This window comes from Klebsiella sp. RC2, assembly GCF_014192815.1.
Classification (GTDB): domain Bacteria; phylum Pseudomonadota; class Gammaproteobacteria; order Enterobacterales; family Enterobacteriaceae; genus Klebsiella; species Klebsiella variicola.
The window spans coordinates 732,302-748,108 of sequence record NZ_JACHYL010000001.1 but is presented as its reverse complement, the minus strand read 5'-3'; the positions used below and the strand labels follow the sequence as shown (position 1 = coordinate 748,108).

The window sequence follows — 15,807 nt, the reverse complement described above, 5'->3', positions numbered from 1 at the left end:
TTCTACAGCAAGCTCTTGACGTAAGCGTCAATGTCGCTGATATATTTTTCTATGCCTTGCGCATCCTTTTCGCGAATCAGATGCTCAAGCGTTTCACATAACTGCTTGCCGGGTATCAGATTAAGCATAGCAAATGCCCCTTTGAGGCGGTGGGCGGTTTGCGCCAGAGCAGCAAAATCGCCCGCTTCGATTTCAGTATACAATCTCTGAACATCATCCGGTACCGTATCGGCAAACAGTGCGTAATAGCCGCTGGCATGGAGTTCGGCGTTACTCTCGTTTCCTGAGGTGGTGGGCTGAACCGCCTCCTCCGCCAGCTGCTGCTCAATAAGCTGCAGGATAGCCTCCTGCATCGCCGTGCTAATATTAAAGTTGACCCGCAGTTGTCCCGGGCCGATCTTGCGTATCCCGACCTCATCATCGCTTAAAAGCAAGCCCGAAGCAGTAAGATTAGACGGATTATCCGTTAAATACAGATCGAACGCTTGACTTGTCGCCCGATCGTCCGGCGTGATGCAGGACGCCCCCCAGCTCTCCAGCTGGCGGGTGACAATCCGCCGCACTTCACTGGAAGTCACATCCAGCAGGACGATAACGTCATCCAGCAGATGTTCGCCCGCCTCTGGCGCCTCTTCGCTGGCCGGCATTTTCAGGTGCAGGGTATAGCGCGTTCCCAGCGACTCCCGCGCTTTGATGGTCAACTGCCCACCCAGTTTGCGCGTCATGCGGTCGCACAGCCAGAAGGTGAGGGCGTTCGCCTTGCCGTACAGATCGCTCTGGGTCTCGTTGAGATACGGGAAGTGCAAATTGTCGATCTCGTTTGCCGAGACGCCGTTGCCAGTATCCAGAATGCGGAAGGTCAAACGATCGCTGGCCGACTCGTCCTGGCAAACGTCGAGGGTGATCTTGCCGATAGGCGTGGTGGTGATGGAATACTGGATTAACAGCACCAGTGTGCGTCGCAGGGCTTCACGGTCACCGTAGCGCTGCTCACCGGCAGGAAGTGCGTTATTGATCAGCAGCTGCAGACCCTTGCGCTTCATCGCCGGCAGAACTTCCGGTACAACGTCATCGATCAGTTCCTGAACCGAGAACAGCGCCTGGCTGGTTTTCCAGGTGTCGCTTTCCAGCAGATTGGCGAGCTGAATGTCATCGATCAGTTTGACCAGCTCATCGGCATGCTGCGCCAGCGTCCGGTTCTCTGTACTGCTGAGCGCCGCCGCCTCTGCCGCCAGGTTCAGCGCGGGCTGCTTCAGGGCGCTGCCAATATGCTGCATAAAGGCCGCCCGCCCCTGCTGGTTTTTCTCATACAAGCGCTGGGCCTGCTTGAGCTTTTTATTGACCAGCACTTCGCGGTCCTGGTCTCGGATAATCAGGATCTGCGTGCGCGGCGCGACCTGGCTGCGATACTGGCGGATTTCATACTGCTCATTATTGACGGTAGCCTGAATCACCCCCTGATGCTGGTCCGCCATATTGGTGATGTTCTGCAGATTCAGGTGCGGAAGCAGATGGTCGGCAATAGGGTTGCTGATAAGGGTTCGGTTGGCTTCCTGATCGTGAACCAGCAGCCCCAGCGGCAGCAAAGAAACAATTTCTTCATTTATAGCGCGCAGCAGACGCAGTTCGCTGTTGGCGGCGGAAGGGAGCCCGGCGCCAGACGGACTGCTGCGTCCTTTAAAGTGACGAAAGGTGGTAAAACCAAACAGCGCCAGCGCCAGCAGGCCAATGTTGAGCAGCAGCGGCAGAAGAATATTCTGCAGGGCGGCCAGCAGCATGCTGCTCAGCGGTACCGTCCAGAGCAACTGCATACCGGTAGTGCTGATATCGGTGGCGATGTCGATCTGCATGCCGTTAAAGGTGATCCCGATATGGTCGGTCGTCTCTTTGTCAGGATTGGTGGCAAGGTTTTGCGACGGGTCTGGCTCGATACGGAAGCTGTCCAACGCCATGCCCGGCGGGATCAGATCGTTAATCGGCAGGTCGAAAGCGACCACCGTGGCCAGATGTCCAGGCTGGTTGAAGGTGGTGCGTAACGTAAAGTAGTGCGCGTTCTGCCAGGCGAGATGGCGCAGCGGCGAGAAGGTCTCGCGCTCATCAAGGGTATTGGCCTGCAGCAGCATCTCCGCGCGCCGGGATTCCACGACGCTACTGATCGTTGACTCTTTAAAGCTTGAGGAGAGGTCCTTCAACGGCAGGGTTGAGACCAAAATCAGGCTATTGTCCAGACCATTGAGATAGTACATCGACCATGGGATGGTTTCCGCACCCCACAAAATATCGAGATAATCGGACATTTTCTGCGTCATCTCGAGGGTCGAGCTATCGTGGGAGCCAAAAATCAGCGCTTCGGTTTTACGCCGGGGCTTCTCAAGGTAGTAGACGTCCTGTTTTAAACGCGTCTCCTGCAAGCCACCGCTCGCAGCGTTAGCCGAGGTCGCGGCGATATTGTCGTAGATCTGCCAGGTGGCATAGCGCCAAGTGTCAATGCGCTGGTGCAAGGCGTGGGAGACATCAACCACCTGATAGCTCTTCTCTTTCAGCCAGGCATTGACGGCACTTTGAATCATCACCCCCATCGTCGCCAGCAGGACAATAACCATCAAAATGAAGAAGCGGCTGATGTTGCCGGGGATCAGGGAGAATTTTTTCGGGGTCATCTTGTGGCTGAACGACTCATCATTGTTTGTAAACAGGATGTAGCGCCAGAGTAACTGGCAACAAAGCAGATGCTGCAGGCAGTATAAAGGCTAATGGCGTAAATCCATACTACAGAATGGTGCCAGCGGCGCGATACCCTCCAGGAATTATCTTAGAATCGAAGCGCAAATGAAACCGCGCCAACAACGCTGACCAGTCGCGATATTGACAAACTACAGGCGGAAGAATCGCACGAAATAACAAGACATTGGCTGAATATGGGCAATTGACAGGCTAATTGATTGATTAATAGTCGTTAGGGAATTTTTTGCCGTAGCACAGATAAATTAAAGTTGTGTAAAGAAGGGTAAAAAAAACCGGATGCGAGGCATCCGGTTGAAATAGGGGTAAACAGACATTCAGAACTGAATGACGGTAATAAATAAAGTTAATGATGATAGCGACTGTTATTTTAGTCACCAATGATAGTTTTGTTTTACCATTCAGTGCTATAGAGTTATTTGTGTGTATGTGATTGATTGTGAAGCGATAAATATTTTTTTTGATTATTAGTGCGTATTTCCCAGACCATTTTGTGGTGCAAAAAGTTCCGCCATTTTTACAAATTGAAACATCTTGTGGGCATTTTGAAACATCTTAGAAGTTTTAGTATCATATTCTTGTTGGATTATTCTGCATTTTGCAGCACAATGAAATAGCCGACTGATTAGAAGGGTAATCAGTAAGCAGTGGCATAATAAAAGGCATATAACAAACAGAGGGTTAATAACATGAAAGTTAAAGTACTGTCCCTCCTGGTACCGGCTCTGCTGGTAGCAGGCGCAGCAAATGCGGCTGAAATTTATAACAAAGATGGCAACAAATTAGACCTGTACGGTAAAATCGATGGTCTGCACTACTTCTCTGACGACAAGAGCGTAGACGGCGACCAGACCTACATGCGTGTAGGCGTTAAAGGCGAAACTCAGATCAACGACCAGCTGACCGGTTACGGCCAGTGGGAATACAACGTTCAGGCGAACAACACTGAAAGCTCCAGCGATCAGGCATGGACTCGTCTGGCATTCGCCGGTCTGAAATTTGGTGACGCGGGTTCTTTCGACTACGGTCGTAACTACGGCGTGGTATACGACGTAACGTCCTGGACCGACGTTCTGCCGGAATTCGGCGGCGACACCTACGGTTCTGACAACTTCCTGCAGTCCCGTGCTAACGGCGTTGCAACCTACCGTAACTCTGACTTCTTCGGTCTGGTTGACGGCCTGAACTTTGCTCTGCAGTACCAGGGTAAAAACGGCAGCGTCAGCGGCGAAGGCGCGACCAACAACGGTCGTGGCGCGCAGAAACAGAACGGCGACGGCTACGGTACTTCTGTAACTTATGACATCTTTGATGGCATCAGCGCTGGTTTCGCGTACTCTCACTCTAAACGTACCGACGATCAGAACAACCTGGTTCTGGGTAACGGCGACAACGCTGAAACCTACACCGGTGGTCTGAAATACGACGCGAACAACATCTACCTGGCCACTCAGTACACCCAGACCTACAACGCGACCCGCGCCGGTTCCCTGGGCTTTGCTAACAAAGCACAGAACTTCGAAGTGGTTGCTCAGTACCAGTTCGACTTCGGTCTGCGTCCGTCCGTGGCTTACCTGCAGTCTAAAGGTAAGGATCTGGAAGGCTACGGCGACCAGGACCTCCTGAAATATGTTGATGTTGGCGCGACCTACTACTTCAACAAAAACATGTCCACCTATGTTGACTACAAAATCAACCTGCTGGACGACAACAGCTTCACCCGTAACGCCGGTGTTTCTACCGACGACGTGGTTGCACTGGGCCTGGTTTACCAGTTCTAAGTCGCAAGCTGCACAAGAAAAAGGCGCCTCTGGCGCCTTTTTTTATGTCTGGTTTAACCTCGCTGGTATACTCTTGTCGCCCTGGTAAGAGGAGCCTCGACTAATGGACATAACTTTCTTTCGCGCCGCACTGCTGGGCGCCTGCGTACTGCTCTCTGGCTGCGATTCAGCCACCACCCCTGCGACCCCAGCTTCGACGGCCACCGTGCTGGATGGCAAAACCATGGGCACCTTCTGGCGGGTCAGCGTCATTGGCGTGGATGAGGCAAAGGCTGAGGCGTTGCGCGCCAAGGTTCAGGCCCAGCTGGACGCCGACGATCGCCTGCTCTCGACCTGGAAAAACGACTCGGCGCTGATGCGTTTCAACCACGCGGCGGATACCCGGCCATGGCCAGTGAGCGAAGCGATGGCGGACATCGTGACGCTGTCGTTGCGGATTGGCGCCAAAACGCACGGCGCGATGGATATTACCGTGGGGCCGCTGGTCAATCTGTGGGGCTTTGGCCCGGATAAACAGCCGGTCACCACCCCGGATGCCCAGGCGATTGCCGCGGCGAAGGCGCGCACCGGCCTGCAGCATCTGCAGGTTATCAATCAGAGCGGCAGGCAGTTCCTGCAAAAAGATATCCCCGATCTGTTTGTCGATCTCTCCACGGTGGGGGAGGGCTATGCTGCCGATCACCTCGCGCGATTGATGGAGCAGGAGGGGATCTCCCGCTATCTGGTGTCGGTAGGCGGGGCGCTGGTGAGCCGCGGGATGAACGGCGAAGGCAAGCCCTGGCGGGTGGCGATCCAGAAACCGACCGACCGGGAAAACGCCGTCCAGGCGATTGTCGACATCAATGGGCACGGCATCAGCACCTCCGGCAGCTATCGTAATTACTATGAACTCGACGGCAAACGTATCTCGCACGTCATCGATCCGCAGACCGGGCAGCCGATAACCCATAAGCTGGTCTCCGTGACCGTCATTGCGCCAACGGCGCTGGAGGCGGATGGCTGGGATACCGGACTGATGGTCCTCGGGCCGGAAAAAGCGCAGCAGGTGGTGCGCGAGCAGGGGCTGGCAGTCTATATGATCGTCAAAGAGGGCGAGGGGTTTAAAACCTGGATGTCGCCACAGTTTCGCACCTTCCTCGTCGGCGAGAAAAATTAAAAAGCAAGATTGCGGGTTTTTTGCTGCGGGCGTCGCCGCAGACTGAGGATACACTTACAGCAGGAGCCTCGTCATGAAACCGATAGTTGCCGATACCGATGACCGCCGCTGGCAGGCGGTCTGCGAACGTGATACCCGGGCCGATGGTCAGTTTGTCTTTGCGGTACTGACCACCGGCATCTGCTGCCGCCCTTCCTGCCGCTCGCGTCGTGCGCGGCGGGAAAACGTGCGCTTTTTTGCCGACGTCGCCGCTGCCGTGGCGGCGGGGTTCCGCCCCTGCAAACGCTGCCAGCCGGATAAAGACGATCCGCAGCAGCAAAGGGTCGACAAAGTGGCGCAGGCCTGCCGGTTGCTGGAGCAGGACGCGCCCCTGACCCTTGAGGCGCTGGCTCGTGAGCTGGCGGTCAGCCCGTTTCATTTCCACCGTTTGTTTAAATCCGTCACCGGTATGACCCCCAAAGCGTGGCAACAGGCGTGGCGCGCCCGACGTCTGCGGGAAGCGCTGGAGCAGGGGAACACGGTGACCCGCGCCGCGCTGGCGGCCGGTTTTCCCGACAGCAGCAGCTATTATCGTCAGGCCGATGCGGCATTAGGCATGACGGCCCGTCAGTTTCGCCGCGGCGGCGCCGCCACCGTGGTGACCTGGACCACGGGCGACTGCGCGCTGGGCCGCTGTCTGGTGGCGCAGAGTGAGCGTGGCGTTTGCGCCGTTCTGCCTGGCGATAACGATACGGCATTGCTCGACGACCTGCGCCAGCGCTTTCCCAACGCCGAGTTGCGCCAGGGCACCCCTGAGTTCCGTCGCCAAATGGCCGAGGTTTTCGCTCACCTCGACGACAGCCGGCGGCCGGTATCGCTGCCGCTGGATCTGCAGGGCACCGCCTTTCAGTTGCAGGTCTGGCAGGCGCTGCGGCAGATCCCGGCGGGCGAGACCCGCAGCTACCGCCAGGTGGCAGAGCATATTGGTCTGCCACGAGCAGCAAGAGCGGTGGCTGGCGCCTGCGCGGCGAATTCGCTGGCGGTGATCGTTCCCTGCCATCGGGTGGTACGGGAGGGCGGCGCGCTGTCCGGTTATCGCTGGGGAACGGCGCGGAAAGCGCAGCTGCTGGCGCGTGAGGCCCAACACGAGGAGGAATAATGCTCGATCTGTTTAGCGATACGCCACCGTGGCAGGAGCCGCTGGCACCCGGTGCGGTGGTGCTCCGACGCTTCGCCCGCGAGCGCGCCCCGGCGCTGCTGCAGGCGATTGCCGATGTCGCCCGCCAGTCGCCATTTCGCCAGATGGTCACGCCGGGCGGATACACCATGTCGGTCGCCATGACCAACTGCGGCGCGCTGGGCTGGACCACCGATCGCCACGGCTACCTGTACGACCCGGTCGACCCGTTAACCGATCAAACCTGGCCGCCGATGCCTGCCGTATTCCGCGAACTGGCGCTGGCGGCAGCCGCGGCCGGCGGCTATCCGAACTTTTCCCCCGACGCCTGTCTGATTAACCGCTATCAGCCGGGCGCAAAACTGTCGTTGCATCAGGATAAAGATGAACAGGATCTGCGGGCGCCGATCGTCTCGGTCTCGCTGGGTCTGCCGGCCATCTTTCAGTTTGGCGGGTTGCAACGCAGCGACCCGCTACAGCGGCTGCTGCTGGAGCATGGCGATGTGGTGGTCTGGGGCGGCGAGTCGCGTCTGTTTTATCATGGTATTCAGCCGCTGAAAGCGGGTCATCACCCTGAAACGGGCGACTGTCGTTACAACCTCACTTTTCGGCAGGCGGGCAGTCGCCAGTATTAAAATAAGAATTATTCTTGATGTCATCGGCGAGCCGTTTAAACTGCTGGCTGTTTTGCTTTTCCGGATAGCCTGTTATGGAACTTCTCTCTCTCGTCTGGCGTCAGTATCGCTGGCCGTTTCTCGGCGTGATTGCCCTCAGTCTGCTCAGCGCCGCGCTGGGTATCGGCTTAATCGCCTTCATTAACCTGCGCCTGATTACCGCTGTCGATACCTCGCTGCGGGTCCTGCCGGAGTTTCTAGGCCTGCTGGGGCTGCTGATGGCGGTGACGCTGGGCTCCCAGCTGGCGCTGACCACCCTCGGCCACCATTTTGTTTATCGCCTGCGCGGCGAATTTGTTAAACGCATCCTCGATACTCAGATTGAACAGGTGGATAAGATCGGCAGCGCGTCGCTGCTTGCCGGGCTGACCAGCGATATCCGTAACATCACCATCGCCTTTGTGCGCCTGCCGGAGCTGGTGCAGGGGATCATTCTGACCTTCGGCTCTGCCGCCTATCTGGCCTGGCTGTCAGGCAAAATGATGCTGGTGACGGCGCTGTGGATGGCGCTCACCATCTGGGGCGGTTTTGTGCTGGTGTCGCGGGTGTACAAACATATGGCCAGCCTGCGCGAAACGGAAGATAAGCTGTATCACGACTACCAGACGGTGCTGGAGGGGCGCAAAGAGCTGACCCTCAATCGCGAACGCGCGGAGTATGTGTTTAATCAGCTCTACCTCCCGGACGCCCGGGAGTATCGGCACCATATCGTTCGCGCCGATACCTTCCATCTCAGCGCGGTTAACTGGTCGAATATTATGATGCTTGGCGCCATCGGGCTGGTGTTCTGGATGGCCAACAGCCTCGGCTGGGCCGATACCGCCGTGGCGGCGACCTATTCCCTGACGCTGCTGTTTCTGCGCACGCCGCTGCTCTCCGCCGTCGGCGCGCTGCCCACCTTGCTCAGCGCCCAGGTGGCGTTTAACAAGCTGCGCCAGTTCTCTCTCGCCCCATATCAAGCCGAATTTCCCCGGCCGCAGGCGCATCCTGACTGGCAGACGCTGGAGTTGCGCGATGTCACTTTCCATTATCCGGACCAGCGCTTTGCGGTAGGGCCGCTTAACCTGACGCTGAAACGCGGCGAGCTGGTGTTTCTGATCGGCGGCAACGGCAGCGGCAAGTCAACCCTGGCGATGCTCCTGACCGGCCTGTATCAGCCGGTTTCCGGTCAGATCCTCGTGGACGGCCAGCCGCTGGCGGCGGATAAACCGGAGGAGTATCGCAAACTGTTCTCCGCGGTGTTTACCGACGTCTGGCTGTTTGACCGCCTGCTCGGGCCGCAGGGAGAGGAGGCCGATCCGGCGCTGGTGGCAACGTGGCTGGAGCGCCTGCAAATGGCCCACAAGCTGCAGCTGGAGAACGGGAAAATCGCCGACCTCCGGCTGTCGAAAGGGCAGAAGAAGCGCGTGGCGCTCCTGCTGGCGCTGGCCGAGTCCCGGGACATCATTCTGCTGGATGAATGGGCGGCGGATCAGGATCCGCATTTCCGCCGCGAGTTCTATCAGGTGCTGCTGCCGCTGATGCAGCAGATGGGGAAAACCGTGTTCGCCATCAGCCATGACGATCACTATTTCCAGCACGCCGATCGCCTGCTGGAGATGCGTGCCGGCCAGCTGTCCGAGCTCACCGGGGAGGAGCGGGCGCAGGCTTCCCGCGATGCGGTGGCCCGTACGGCCTGATGCTCGCCGCGAGCCCGGGGGAAAAGCCGGGTGCCGCGCCGCTGAAATTTTCAGCGACTACATTGCTGGCGGTTATTATTTCCCCCTCCTCGCGCTATGCTTAAGGCTTCCGGCCCGCAGGCCGGCTCACTATTCTCAAAAGGATTGCCCGATCGATGTCCGTTTTGCATAAAAAAAGCGCCCGCTTACGTGACGAAGAGCGCGCCCGTCTGATTTGGCTCTTGAGCACCGATAAAGCAGTGACCTCCGCGCTGCTGGGCAAACTGACGCTGGCCGAACGCTATGATGAAGGCACGCTGGCCGATGACCTGGCGGAAGTCGAGATCCTGGTCTCGCATCTGCCGCCGCCGGATCTCGCCGATGCGCTGGAAGCGCTCCCCTATGACGCCCGCACCGCGCTGTGGTGCCTGGTGCCTGACGATAAACGTGGCGAAGTGCTGCTGGAAGCCTCAGAAAACGTCTGGGGCGACCTGATCGACAAGATGAGCGACCCCGAGCTGCTGCAGGCGATGCAGCCGCTGGATATCGATGAACAGGTTTACCTGCTGCAGCATCTGCCGCGCAACCTGACCGGACGGCTGCTGGCGACCCTGCCGGCCGAGAAGCGTGCCCGTATTCGCCAGATTATGCGCTACGCCGACAACAGCGTCGGGTCGATCATGGAGTTTGAGGTCATTACGGTGCGACCGGAGGCCACGCTGGCAGCGGTGCAGCGCTATCTGCGGCGTCTGGGTAAAATGCCGGAAAACACCGATAAGCTGTTCGTCACCACCCGTAACAAGCTGCTGCTCGGCGAGCTGGAGCTGCAGACCATTCTGCTCAACGATGCGCAGAAGCGGGTAGGGGAGGTGATGGAGGGCGATCCGGTCACCTTTCAGCCGCACGAAGAGGCGGAGAAGGTGGCGCGCACCTTCGAACGTGATGACTTGCTCAGCGCCGCCGTCATTGATGCCGATGGTAAGCTGATCGGGCGACTGACCATCGATGAGATCGTCGATGTGGTCTATGAAGAAACCGATAACGATCTGCGCCGGATGGGGGGCCTGAGCGATGAAGAGGATGTCTTCGCCCCGGTCAGCAAGGCGGTGAAAACGCGCTGGGCGTGGCTGGCGGTCAACCTGTGTACGGCGTTTATCGCTTCCAGGGTCATCGACGGCTTCGAACACACCATTTCACAGCTGGTGGCGCTGGCCTCGCTGATGCCGATCGTCGCCGGGATCGGCGGCAATACCGGCAACCAGACGATCACCATGATCGTCCGGGCGATGGCGCTACAGCAGATCCAACCCGGCAGCTTTACCTTCCTGATCCTGCGTGAAATGGGGGTCGCCCTGATTAACGGCCTGGTATGGGGCGGGATTATGGGGGCCATTACCTGGTGGCTGTATGACGATCCGCAGCTCGGTGGGGTGATGACGCTGGCCATGATGCTCAACCTGCTGATGGCGGCGATGATGGGCGTGATAATCCCGATGGTTATGGTGAAGCTGGGGCGCGACCCGGCGGTCGGCTCCAGCGTGATGATCACCGCTATCACCGACACCGGCGGCTTCTTTATTTTCCTTGGTCTGGCGACGCTGTTTCTGATGTAGCCTGCGCCTTCGTGCGCAGGCGGCGGGGGATGAGCGCCATGGCGACGATCCCCGCCAGCACGCCGATCGCCAGATTGCTGGTTCCCACCGTTGCGGCGACGGTCACCAGCATCACCAGCGTTTCCGGCCACGGATTACGCACCAGTTCGCCCGGGCGAATACTATGCCAGCTAAAGGTTTTCACCGCCACAATCACCATCACCCCTGCCAGCACCGCCATCGGGATCTGCGCCATCACCTGGCTGAGCGCTGTCACCAGCAGGAGCAGCACCAGACCGGCGATCACCGTTGAGAGACGGCTGCGGGCTCTGCCCATCTCCACGTTAACGATGGTCTGGCCGATCATCGCGCAGCCGGCGATACCGCCATAACAGCCGGCAAGGATATTAGCGATACCCAGCCCGGCGCTTTCCCGCGATTTGTTCGACGGGGTATGGGTGAGATCGTCCACCAGCTTAGCCGTCAGCAGGGACTCCATCAGACCGACAAAGGCGATACTGAGGGCGCACGGCCAGATAATCTGCAGTGTCGCCAGGTTCAGGGGGACGGTCAGGGCAGTGAATCCCGGCAGGCCGCCGCTCATCGAGCCTTCATCGCCGACGGTGGGCAACTGCTGGCCAGTGGTGACGGTATAGAGAGTGAGCGCGACAATGGCGATCAGTGGCGCCGGGACGGCCTTAATGAAGCGCGGCGCCCAGAGGACGATAAGCAGCGTCAGGACGAACAGGCCGACGATCAGCGGCTGGCGACTCCAGAAGTGCGGTACCTGAGCAAAGAAAATCAGGATCCCGAGGGCATTGACGAACCCGGTCATCACTGCCGGGGGAATAAAACGCATCAGGCGCGCCATGCCGCACAGACCAAACAAAATTTGAATCATACCCGCCAGAATGACCGCCGGCAGAATGTAGCCCACGCCGTACTGATGCACCATTGGGCCAATGACCAGCGCCACCGACCCGGCGGCAGCCGTCACCATTGCCGGGCGCCCGCCGAGCACCGACATCGCCAGGCAAAGCACCACCGAGGCAACCAGGCTGACCTGCGGGTCAACACCGGCAATGACCGAAAACGAAATAACTTCAGGGATTAACGCCAGGGCGGTAAGCACGCCGGCCAGCACTTCGCGCGTCAGTAACGACGGGGAGCGGAGGATGGGGCGCAGATTGCCGGAAGCGGCGGGGTCAGAAACTGGGGGCATAAAAAAAGTTCGCAGCTTATAAAAAAGAGGGAGCGGTGGCAGGCCCTGCTTCCGTGCGGTCTGTCACAAAACCGAGGATGATAGCGCGGAATCCCCAAGGCTACCAGTACAAAAAGTGATTTGGTGTATACATTTATTAAACATTTTTATAACGGATCTCAAAACAGAACTTAAAATTTAAACAATATTTAAATTTTTGAGCTTCGGTGGTAACGTGAGTGGTGAGAATCGTATCACCTGCGCTAAATAAAAACAGCGAGTAAAGTAAGGCTCAAATCCGATGAATAAAAAGATGGCCGTACCACGCTCACAGGCGGTTGGTCCCAACAGCACTCGGACCAACACCCGCCATGAGCAAGAGACGGATGTATTGTTGATTGGCGGCGGCATTATGAGCGCCACACTGGGAACCTGGCTGCAGGAGCTTGAGCCAGACTGGTCTATTACCATGGTTGAGCAGATGTCCAGCGTGGCGGAAGAGAGCTCAAACGGGTGGAACAATGCGGGTACCGGCCACGCGGCGCTAATGGAGCTGAACTACACGCCGCAGACCGCCAACGGCATCAATATCGACAAAGCGGTCGACATCAACGAAGCCTTCCATATCTCGCGTCAGTTCTGGGCGCATCAGGTGACGCGCGGCGTCCTGAACAAACCAAAATCTTTCATTAACAGCGTGCCGCACATGAGCTTTGTGTGGGGCGAAGATAACGTCAACTTCCTGCGCGCGCGCTATGCGGCGCTGCAGCAGAGCGAACTGTTCCGCGGTATTCGCTATTCTGAAGACCATCAGCAGATCAAAGCCTGGGCGCCGCTGGTAATGGAAGGCCGCGATCCGCAGCAAAAGGTGGCCGCCACCCGTACTGAAGTGGGAACCGACGTCAACTATGGCGAAATTACCCGCCAGCTGATCGCCGGCCTGCAAAAGCATGATAATTTCTCCCTGCAGCTGGGTACCGTGGTGCGTCGCTTCAAGCGCAACGCCGACAAGAGCTGGACGGTCACTCTCGCGGATGCCGACAACCGTCGTCAGAAGCGGGTCATTAAAGCGAAATTCATCTTTATCGGCGCCGGCGGCGCGGCGTTGACGCTGCTGCAGGAAACCGGCATTCCACAGGCCAAAGAGTATGCGGGCTTCCCGGTCGGCGGCCAGTTCCTGGTCTGCGAAAATCCGGAGGTGGTGAACCACCATCTGGCGAAGGTTTACGGCCAGGCCGAAGTGGGCGCGCCGCCGATGTCGGTGCCGCACATTGATACCCGTATTATCGACGGTAAACGCGTGGTGCTGTTCGGGCCGTTCGCCACCTTCTCGACCCGCTTCCTGAAGAACGGTTCATTGTGGGATCTGCTGGCCTCGACGAATACCTCGAATATTCTGCCGATGCTCAACGTCGGTCTGGACAACTTCGATCTGGTGAAATACCTGATTAGCCAGGTGATGCAGAAAGATAAAGATCGCCTGGCGGCGCTGTGCGAGTACTATCCGGAAGCGCGGAAAGAGGACTGGCGGTTGTGGCAGGCCGGTCAGCGCGTGCAGATTATCAAGCGCGATGCGAAGAAGGGCGGGGTACTGCGCCTCGGTACTGAAGTGGTGAGCGATGACGAAGGCACTGTCGCGGCGCTGCTCGGCGCATCGCCAGGCGCCTCCACCGCGGCGCCTATCATGCTGCAGCTAATGGAAAAAGTGTTTAAAGACAAAGTCAATTCGCCGGAATGGCAGGCCAGGCTGAAGGCCATCATCCCGACCTACGGTATTCGCCTTGACGGCAACCCGGCGGAGATTGAGAAAGCGCTGGCGTGGACCAGTGAAGTGCTGGAGCTGAAATATGAGCCGGCCGCGGTGGCGGATGAAGCCCCGCAGGCGGAGCTGAAGCCGCTGAGCGGTGGTAAGCCGATGGCGGATATCGCGCTCTGACAAACGCTCTGACAAAAACGGCAGCCTGCGGGCTGCCGTTTTTTTTGTCGGTTTGATGGGTCGACTTAGCGGACGACGGCGTTACCGATGGTTTCGTCGGCGCGCCAGATGCGATATTTCACATCGACATTGCTCGGCGCGTACACGACAATCGGCAGCTTGCTGTTGTAGCGCAGCATGGCATCATCGCCGAGACCGGCAGTGACAAATTTCTTCTCTTTCTTGCCATCCGGGCAGGCCATCATGGTAGAGACCGGGCCGCTCAGCTTATCAAAGACATAGTAGTCATAGCCCCAGCCTTCCAGGGTTTTGCTTTCCAGCTTCCCGCCTAAACGATGGTGGTTGCAGTCAACTTCCAGCGTCTGGCCGATTATCAGCTCAACCTTCAGCGCTGACTCATCCTGCTGCTGCGGCAGCTGAATAACCTGACGCTTCATGCCTTTTTCCGCTTTCGGGAACGGCGCGACTTTTTCCAGCGGCTGTTCTGCGGCCTGGGCGCCAGCGGACATGCAGGCGGCGGTCAGCAGAGAAACGGCTAGCGTAGTGATTTTTTTCACGGTTGATCATCCTTTATTTTCGTTCCTGACTGATACAGCCTATCATTGCTTTGCTGAATGTTAAGTTTTATTTACTAATTTTTTCAAAATGAATGGTGTTATGTACTGGTGTGATGCCGTGTCGCACCTTGCGCCACGGCGGCCCATGAAGCTTATTCGTTGCGGCTATTTTTCGCTTCCTCAATGAATTCTTCATCTATTTCATCGGTATTACCGGCATGCTCTCGTCCCGACAGCAGGTTCCAGCAAGCGATAAACAAGGCGGCAATCAGCGGCCCGATAACGAATCCGTTGATACCGTAGATCTCCATGCCGCCCAGCGTGGCGATAAGGATCAGGTAGTCCGGCATTTTGGTATCCTTGCCCACCAGCAGCGGACGCAGAATGTTATCCACCAGGCCAATCACAATCACAAAGAAGCCGACGATAAAGGCACCCTGCCATAGCTGCCCGGTGGCGAAGAGGTAAATCGCCGCCGGCACCCAGATAATGGCCGAGCCTACCGCCGGGATAAGCGACAGGAACGCCATCAGCGCACCCCACAGAATGCTGCCGTCCAGACCGGCAACCCAGAAGGCAAAGCCGCCCAGCGCCCCCTGCGCCAGCGCCACGGCCACGGTGCCTTTTACCGTGGCGCGGGCGACCGCGGCGAATTTAGCGAACAGGTGCTGCTTCACATAGCTCGATAACGGCAGAGATTCGAGAGTCAACAGCACCAGGTAAGGCCCATCCTTCAGCAGGAAGAACAGCAGGTACAGCATAATGCCGAAGCTGACGGTAAAGCCAAAGGTGCCTTTACCAATCAGAAACGCGCTGCCGGCCAGATACTGGCCGCTTTTCAGCGCAACATCGGAGAGCTGCTGCTGGATCTGCTGCGCGCTATCGAGGTTGTGCTCGGCAAGGAAACCTCTGGCCCAGCCGGGGAGGTGAGCAAACAGACTGGCGACCACCGTCGGGAACTGAGTGTCGTTATGCTGAAGTTTGCTATACACCACGTTCAGCTCGTAGGCCAGCGACGAGAGGATGATCGCCAGCGGCGTAAAAACGATAAGGCAGATGATGACGATGGTCAGCAGCGCCGCGAGGCCATTGCGCTCGCCGAGGCGAGTGCGAATCTTGTTTTTGACCGGATTAAAAATCACCGCAAGGATCGCGGCCCAGAGGATGGCGGAATAATAGGGTGAGAGAACATCAAAAAAGGCCAGGGTTACAATAAAGACGATAAGGATGAAAAATCCTTTGGTAAGTCCATTAACTCTCATGTCATCCGCTCCTGCTTATGAGTTATACAGTCGAATGATAGATGCTACGACGTAATTTACCATCAGGATAGTCGTACTCTATAACAGAGGGG

Annotated in this window: 11 protein-coding genes; 7 read left to right on the top strand and 4 right to left on the bottom strand. The window is 57.7% G+C overall.

Annotated features, from left to right (window positions below):
* Nucleotides 1-2: 2 nt before the first annotated feature.
* Nucleotides 3-2,660 (bottom strand): phosphotransferase RcsD, encoded by a 2,658-nt coding sequence (gene rcsD, locus FHW76_RS03475; RefSeq protein ID WP_183476231.1) that lies wholly within the window; start codon nucleotides 2,658-2,660, stop codon nucleotides 3-5.
* Nucleotides 2,661-3,431: 771 nt separating this feature from the next.
* Here rcsD and FHW76_RS03470 point away from each other — a divergent pair.
* The 6 genes from FHW76_RS03470 (at nucleotide 3,432) to mgtE (ending at nucleotide 10,780) form a co-directional block, all read left to right on the top strand.
* Nucleotides 3,432-4,523 (top strand): porin OmpC, encoded by a 1,092-nt coding sequence (locus FHW76_RS03470; protein ID WP_008803977.1) that lies wholly within the window; start codon nucleotides 3,432-3,434, stop codon nucleotides 4,521-4,523.
* A 103-nt stretch (nucleotides 4,524-4,626) separates the two neighbouring features.
* The gene (gene apbE / locus FHW76_RS03465) at nucleotides 4,627-5,679 is read left to right on the top strand and encodes an FAD:protein FMN transferase ApbE (RefSeq protein ID WP_050887411.1); all 1,053 of its coding nucleotides are present in this window, start codon (nucleotides 4,627-4,629) and stop codon (nucleotides 5,677-5,679) included.
* Between the two features lie 73 nt (nucleotides 5,680-5,752).
* Nucleotides 5,753-6,817: a bifunctional DNA-binding transcriptional regulator/O6-methylguanine-DNA methyltransferase Ada gene (gene ada, locus FHW76_RS03460; protein WP_023340559.1), complete on the top strand. Its 1,065-nt coding sequence runs from the start codon at nucleotides 5,753-5,755 to the stop codon at nucleotides 6,815-6,817.
* Complete coding sequence (gene alkB, locus FHW76_RS03455) at nucleotides 6,817-7,470, top strand: DNA oxidative demethylase AlkB (protein ID WP_008803980.1); 654 nt, start codon at nucleotides 6,817-6,819, stop codon at nucleotides 7,468-7,470. The genes ada and alkB overlap by 1 nt, the downstream gene beginning before the upstream one ends.
* A 74-nt stretch (nucleotides 7,471-7,544) precedes the next feature.
* The gene (locus tag FHW76_RS03450; protein ID WP_022064828.1) at nucleotides 7,545-9,188 is read left to right on the top strand and encodes a multidrug ABC transporter permease/ATP-binding protein; all 1,644 of its coding nucleotides are present in this window, start codon (nucleotides 7,545-7,547) and stop codon (nucleotides 9,186-9,188) included.
* A gap of 155 nt (nucleotides 9,189-9,343) precedes the next feature.
* Entirely contained in the window at nucleotides 9,344-10,780 is a 1,437-nt protein-coding gene (mgtE, locus tag FHW76_RS03445) for a magnesium transporter (protein ID WP_012541001.1), read from the top strand.
* Here mgtE and FHW76_RS03440 read toward each other — a convergent pair.
* Entirely contained in the window at nucleotides 10,743-11,903 is a 1,161-nt protein-coding gene (locus tag FHW76_RS03440; protein WP_072125767.1) for a SulP family inorganic anion transporter, read from the bottom strand. The two genes, mgtE and FHW76_RS03440, sit on opposite strands and share 38 nt — an antisense overlap.
* A gap of 358 nt (nucleotides 11,904-12,261) precedes the next feature.
* On the opposite strand from FHW76_RS03440, the gene mqo reads away from it, so the two are divergent.
* The gene (gene mqo, locus FHW76_RS03435) at nucleotides 12,262-13,896 is read left to right on the top strand and encodes a malate dehydrogenase (quinone) (protein ID WP_012541003.1); all 1,635 of its coding nucleotides are present in this window, start codon (nucleotides 12,262-12,264) and stop codon (nucleotides 13,894-13,896) included.
* A 65-nt stretch (nucleotides 13,897-13,961) separates the two neighbouring features.
* Here mqo and eco read toward each other — a convergent pair whose 3' ends face one another.
* Nucleotides 13,962-14,453, bottom strand: coding sequence for a serine protease inhibitor ecotin (gene eco, locus FHW76_RS03430; protein ID WP_012967533.1), 492 nt, complete (start codon nucleotides 14,451-14,453; stop codon nucleotides 13,962-13,964).
* A gap of 152 nt (nucleotides 14,454-14,605) precedes the next feature.
* On the bottom strand, nucleotides 14,606-15,715 hold the full coding sequence (locus FHW76_RS03425; protein WP_012967534.1) for an AI-2E family transporter: 1,110 nt from the start codon (nucleotides 15,713-15,715) through the stop codon (nucleotides 14,606-14,608).
* Nucleotides 15,716-15,807: the final 92 nt, after the last annotated feature.

What these genes read in the sequence shown, in the direction of transcription:
- mqo (WP_012541003.1), top strand. Translation starts at nt 12,262, where the DNA reads ATGAATAAAAAGATGGCCGTACCACGCTCACAGGCGGTTGGTCCCAAC.
- alkB (WP_008803980.1), top strand. Translation starts at nt 6,817, where the DNA reads ATGCTCGATCTGTTTAGCGATACGCCACCGTGGCAGGAGCCGCTGGCA.
- ada (WP_023340559.1), top strand. Translation starts at nt 5,753, where the DNA reads ATGAAACCGATAGTTGCCGATACCGATGACCGCCGCTGGCAGGCGGTC.
- FHW76_RS03425 (WP_012967534.1), bottom strand. Translation starts at nt 15,715, where the DNA reads ATGAGAGTTAATGGACTTACCAAAGGATTTTTCATCCTTATCGTCTTT.
- apbE (WP_050887411.1), top strand. Translation starts at nt 4,627, where the DNA reads ATGGACATAACTTTCTTTCGCGCCGCACTGCTGGGCGCCTGCGTACTG.
- FHW76_RS03450 (WP_022064828.1), top strand. Translation starts at nt 7,545, where the DNA reads ATGGAACTTCTCTCTCTCGTCTGGCGTCAGTATCGCTGGCCGTTTCTC.
- mgtE (WP_012541001.1), top strand. Translation starts at nt 9,344, where the DNA reads ATGTCCGTTTTGCATAAAAAAAGCGCCCGCTTACGTGACGAAGAGCGC.
- FHW76_RS03470 (WP_008803977.1), top strand. Translation starts at nt 3,432, where the DNA reads ATGAAAGTTAAAGTACTGTCCCTCCTGGTACCGGCTCTGCTGGTAGCA.
- rcsD (WP_183476231.1), bottom strand. Translation starts at nt 2,660, where the DNA reads ATGACCCCGAAAAAATTCTCCCTGATCCCCGGCAACATCAGCCGCTTC.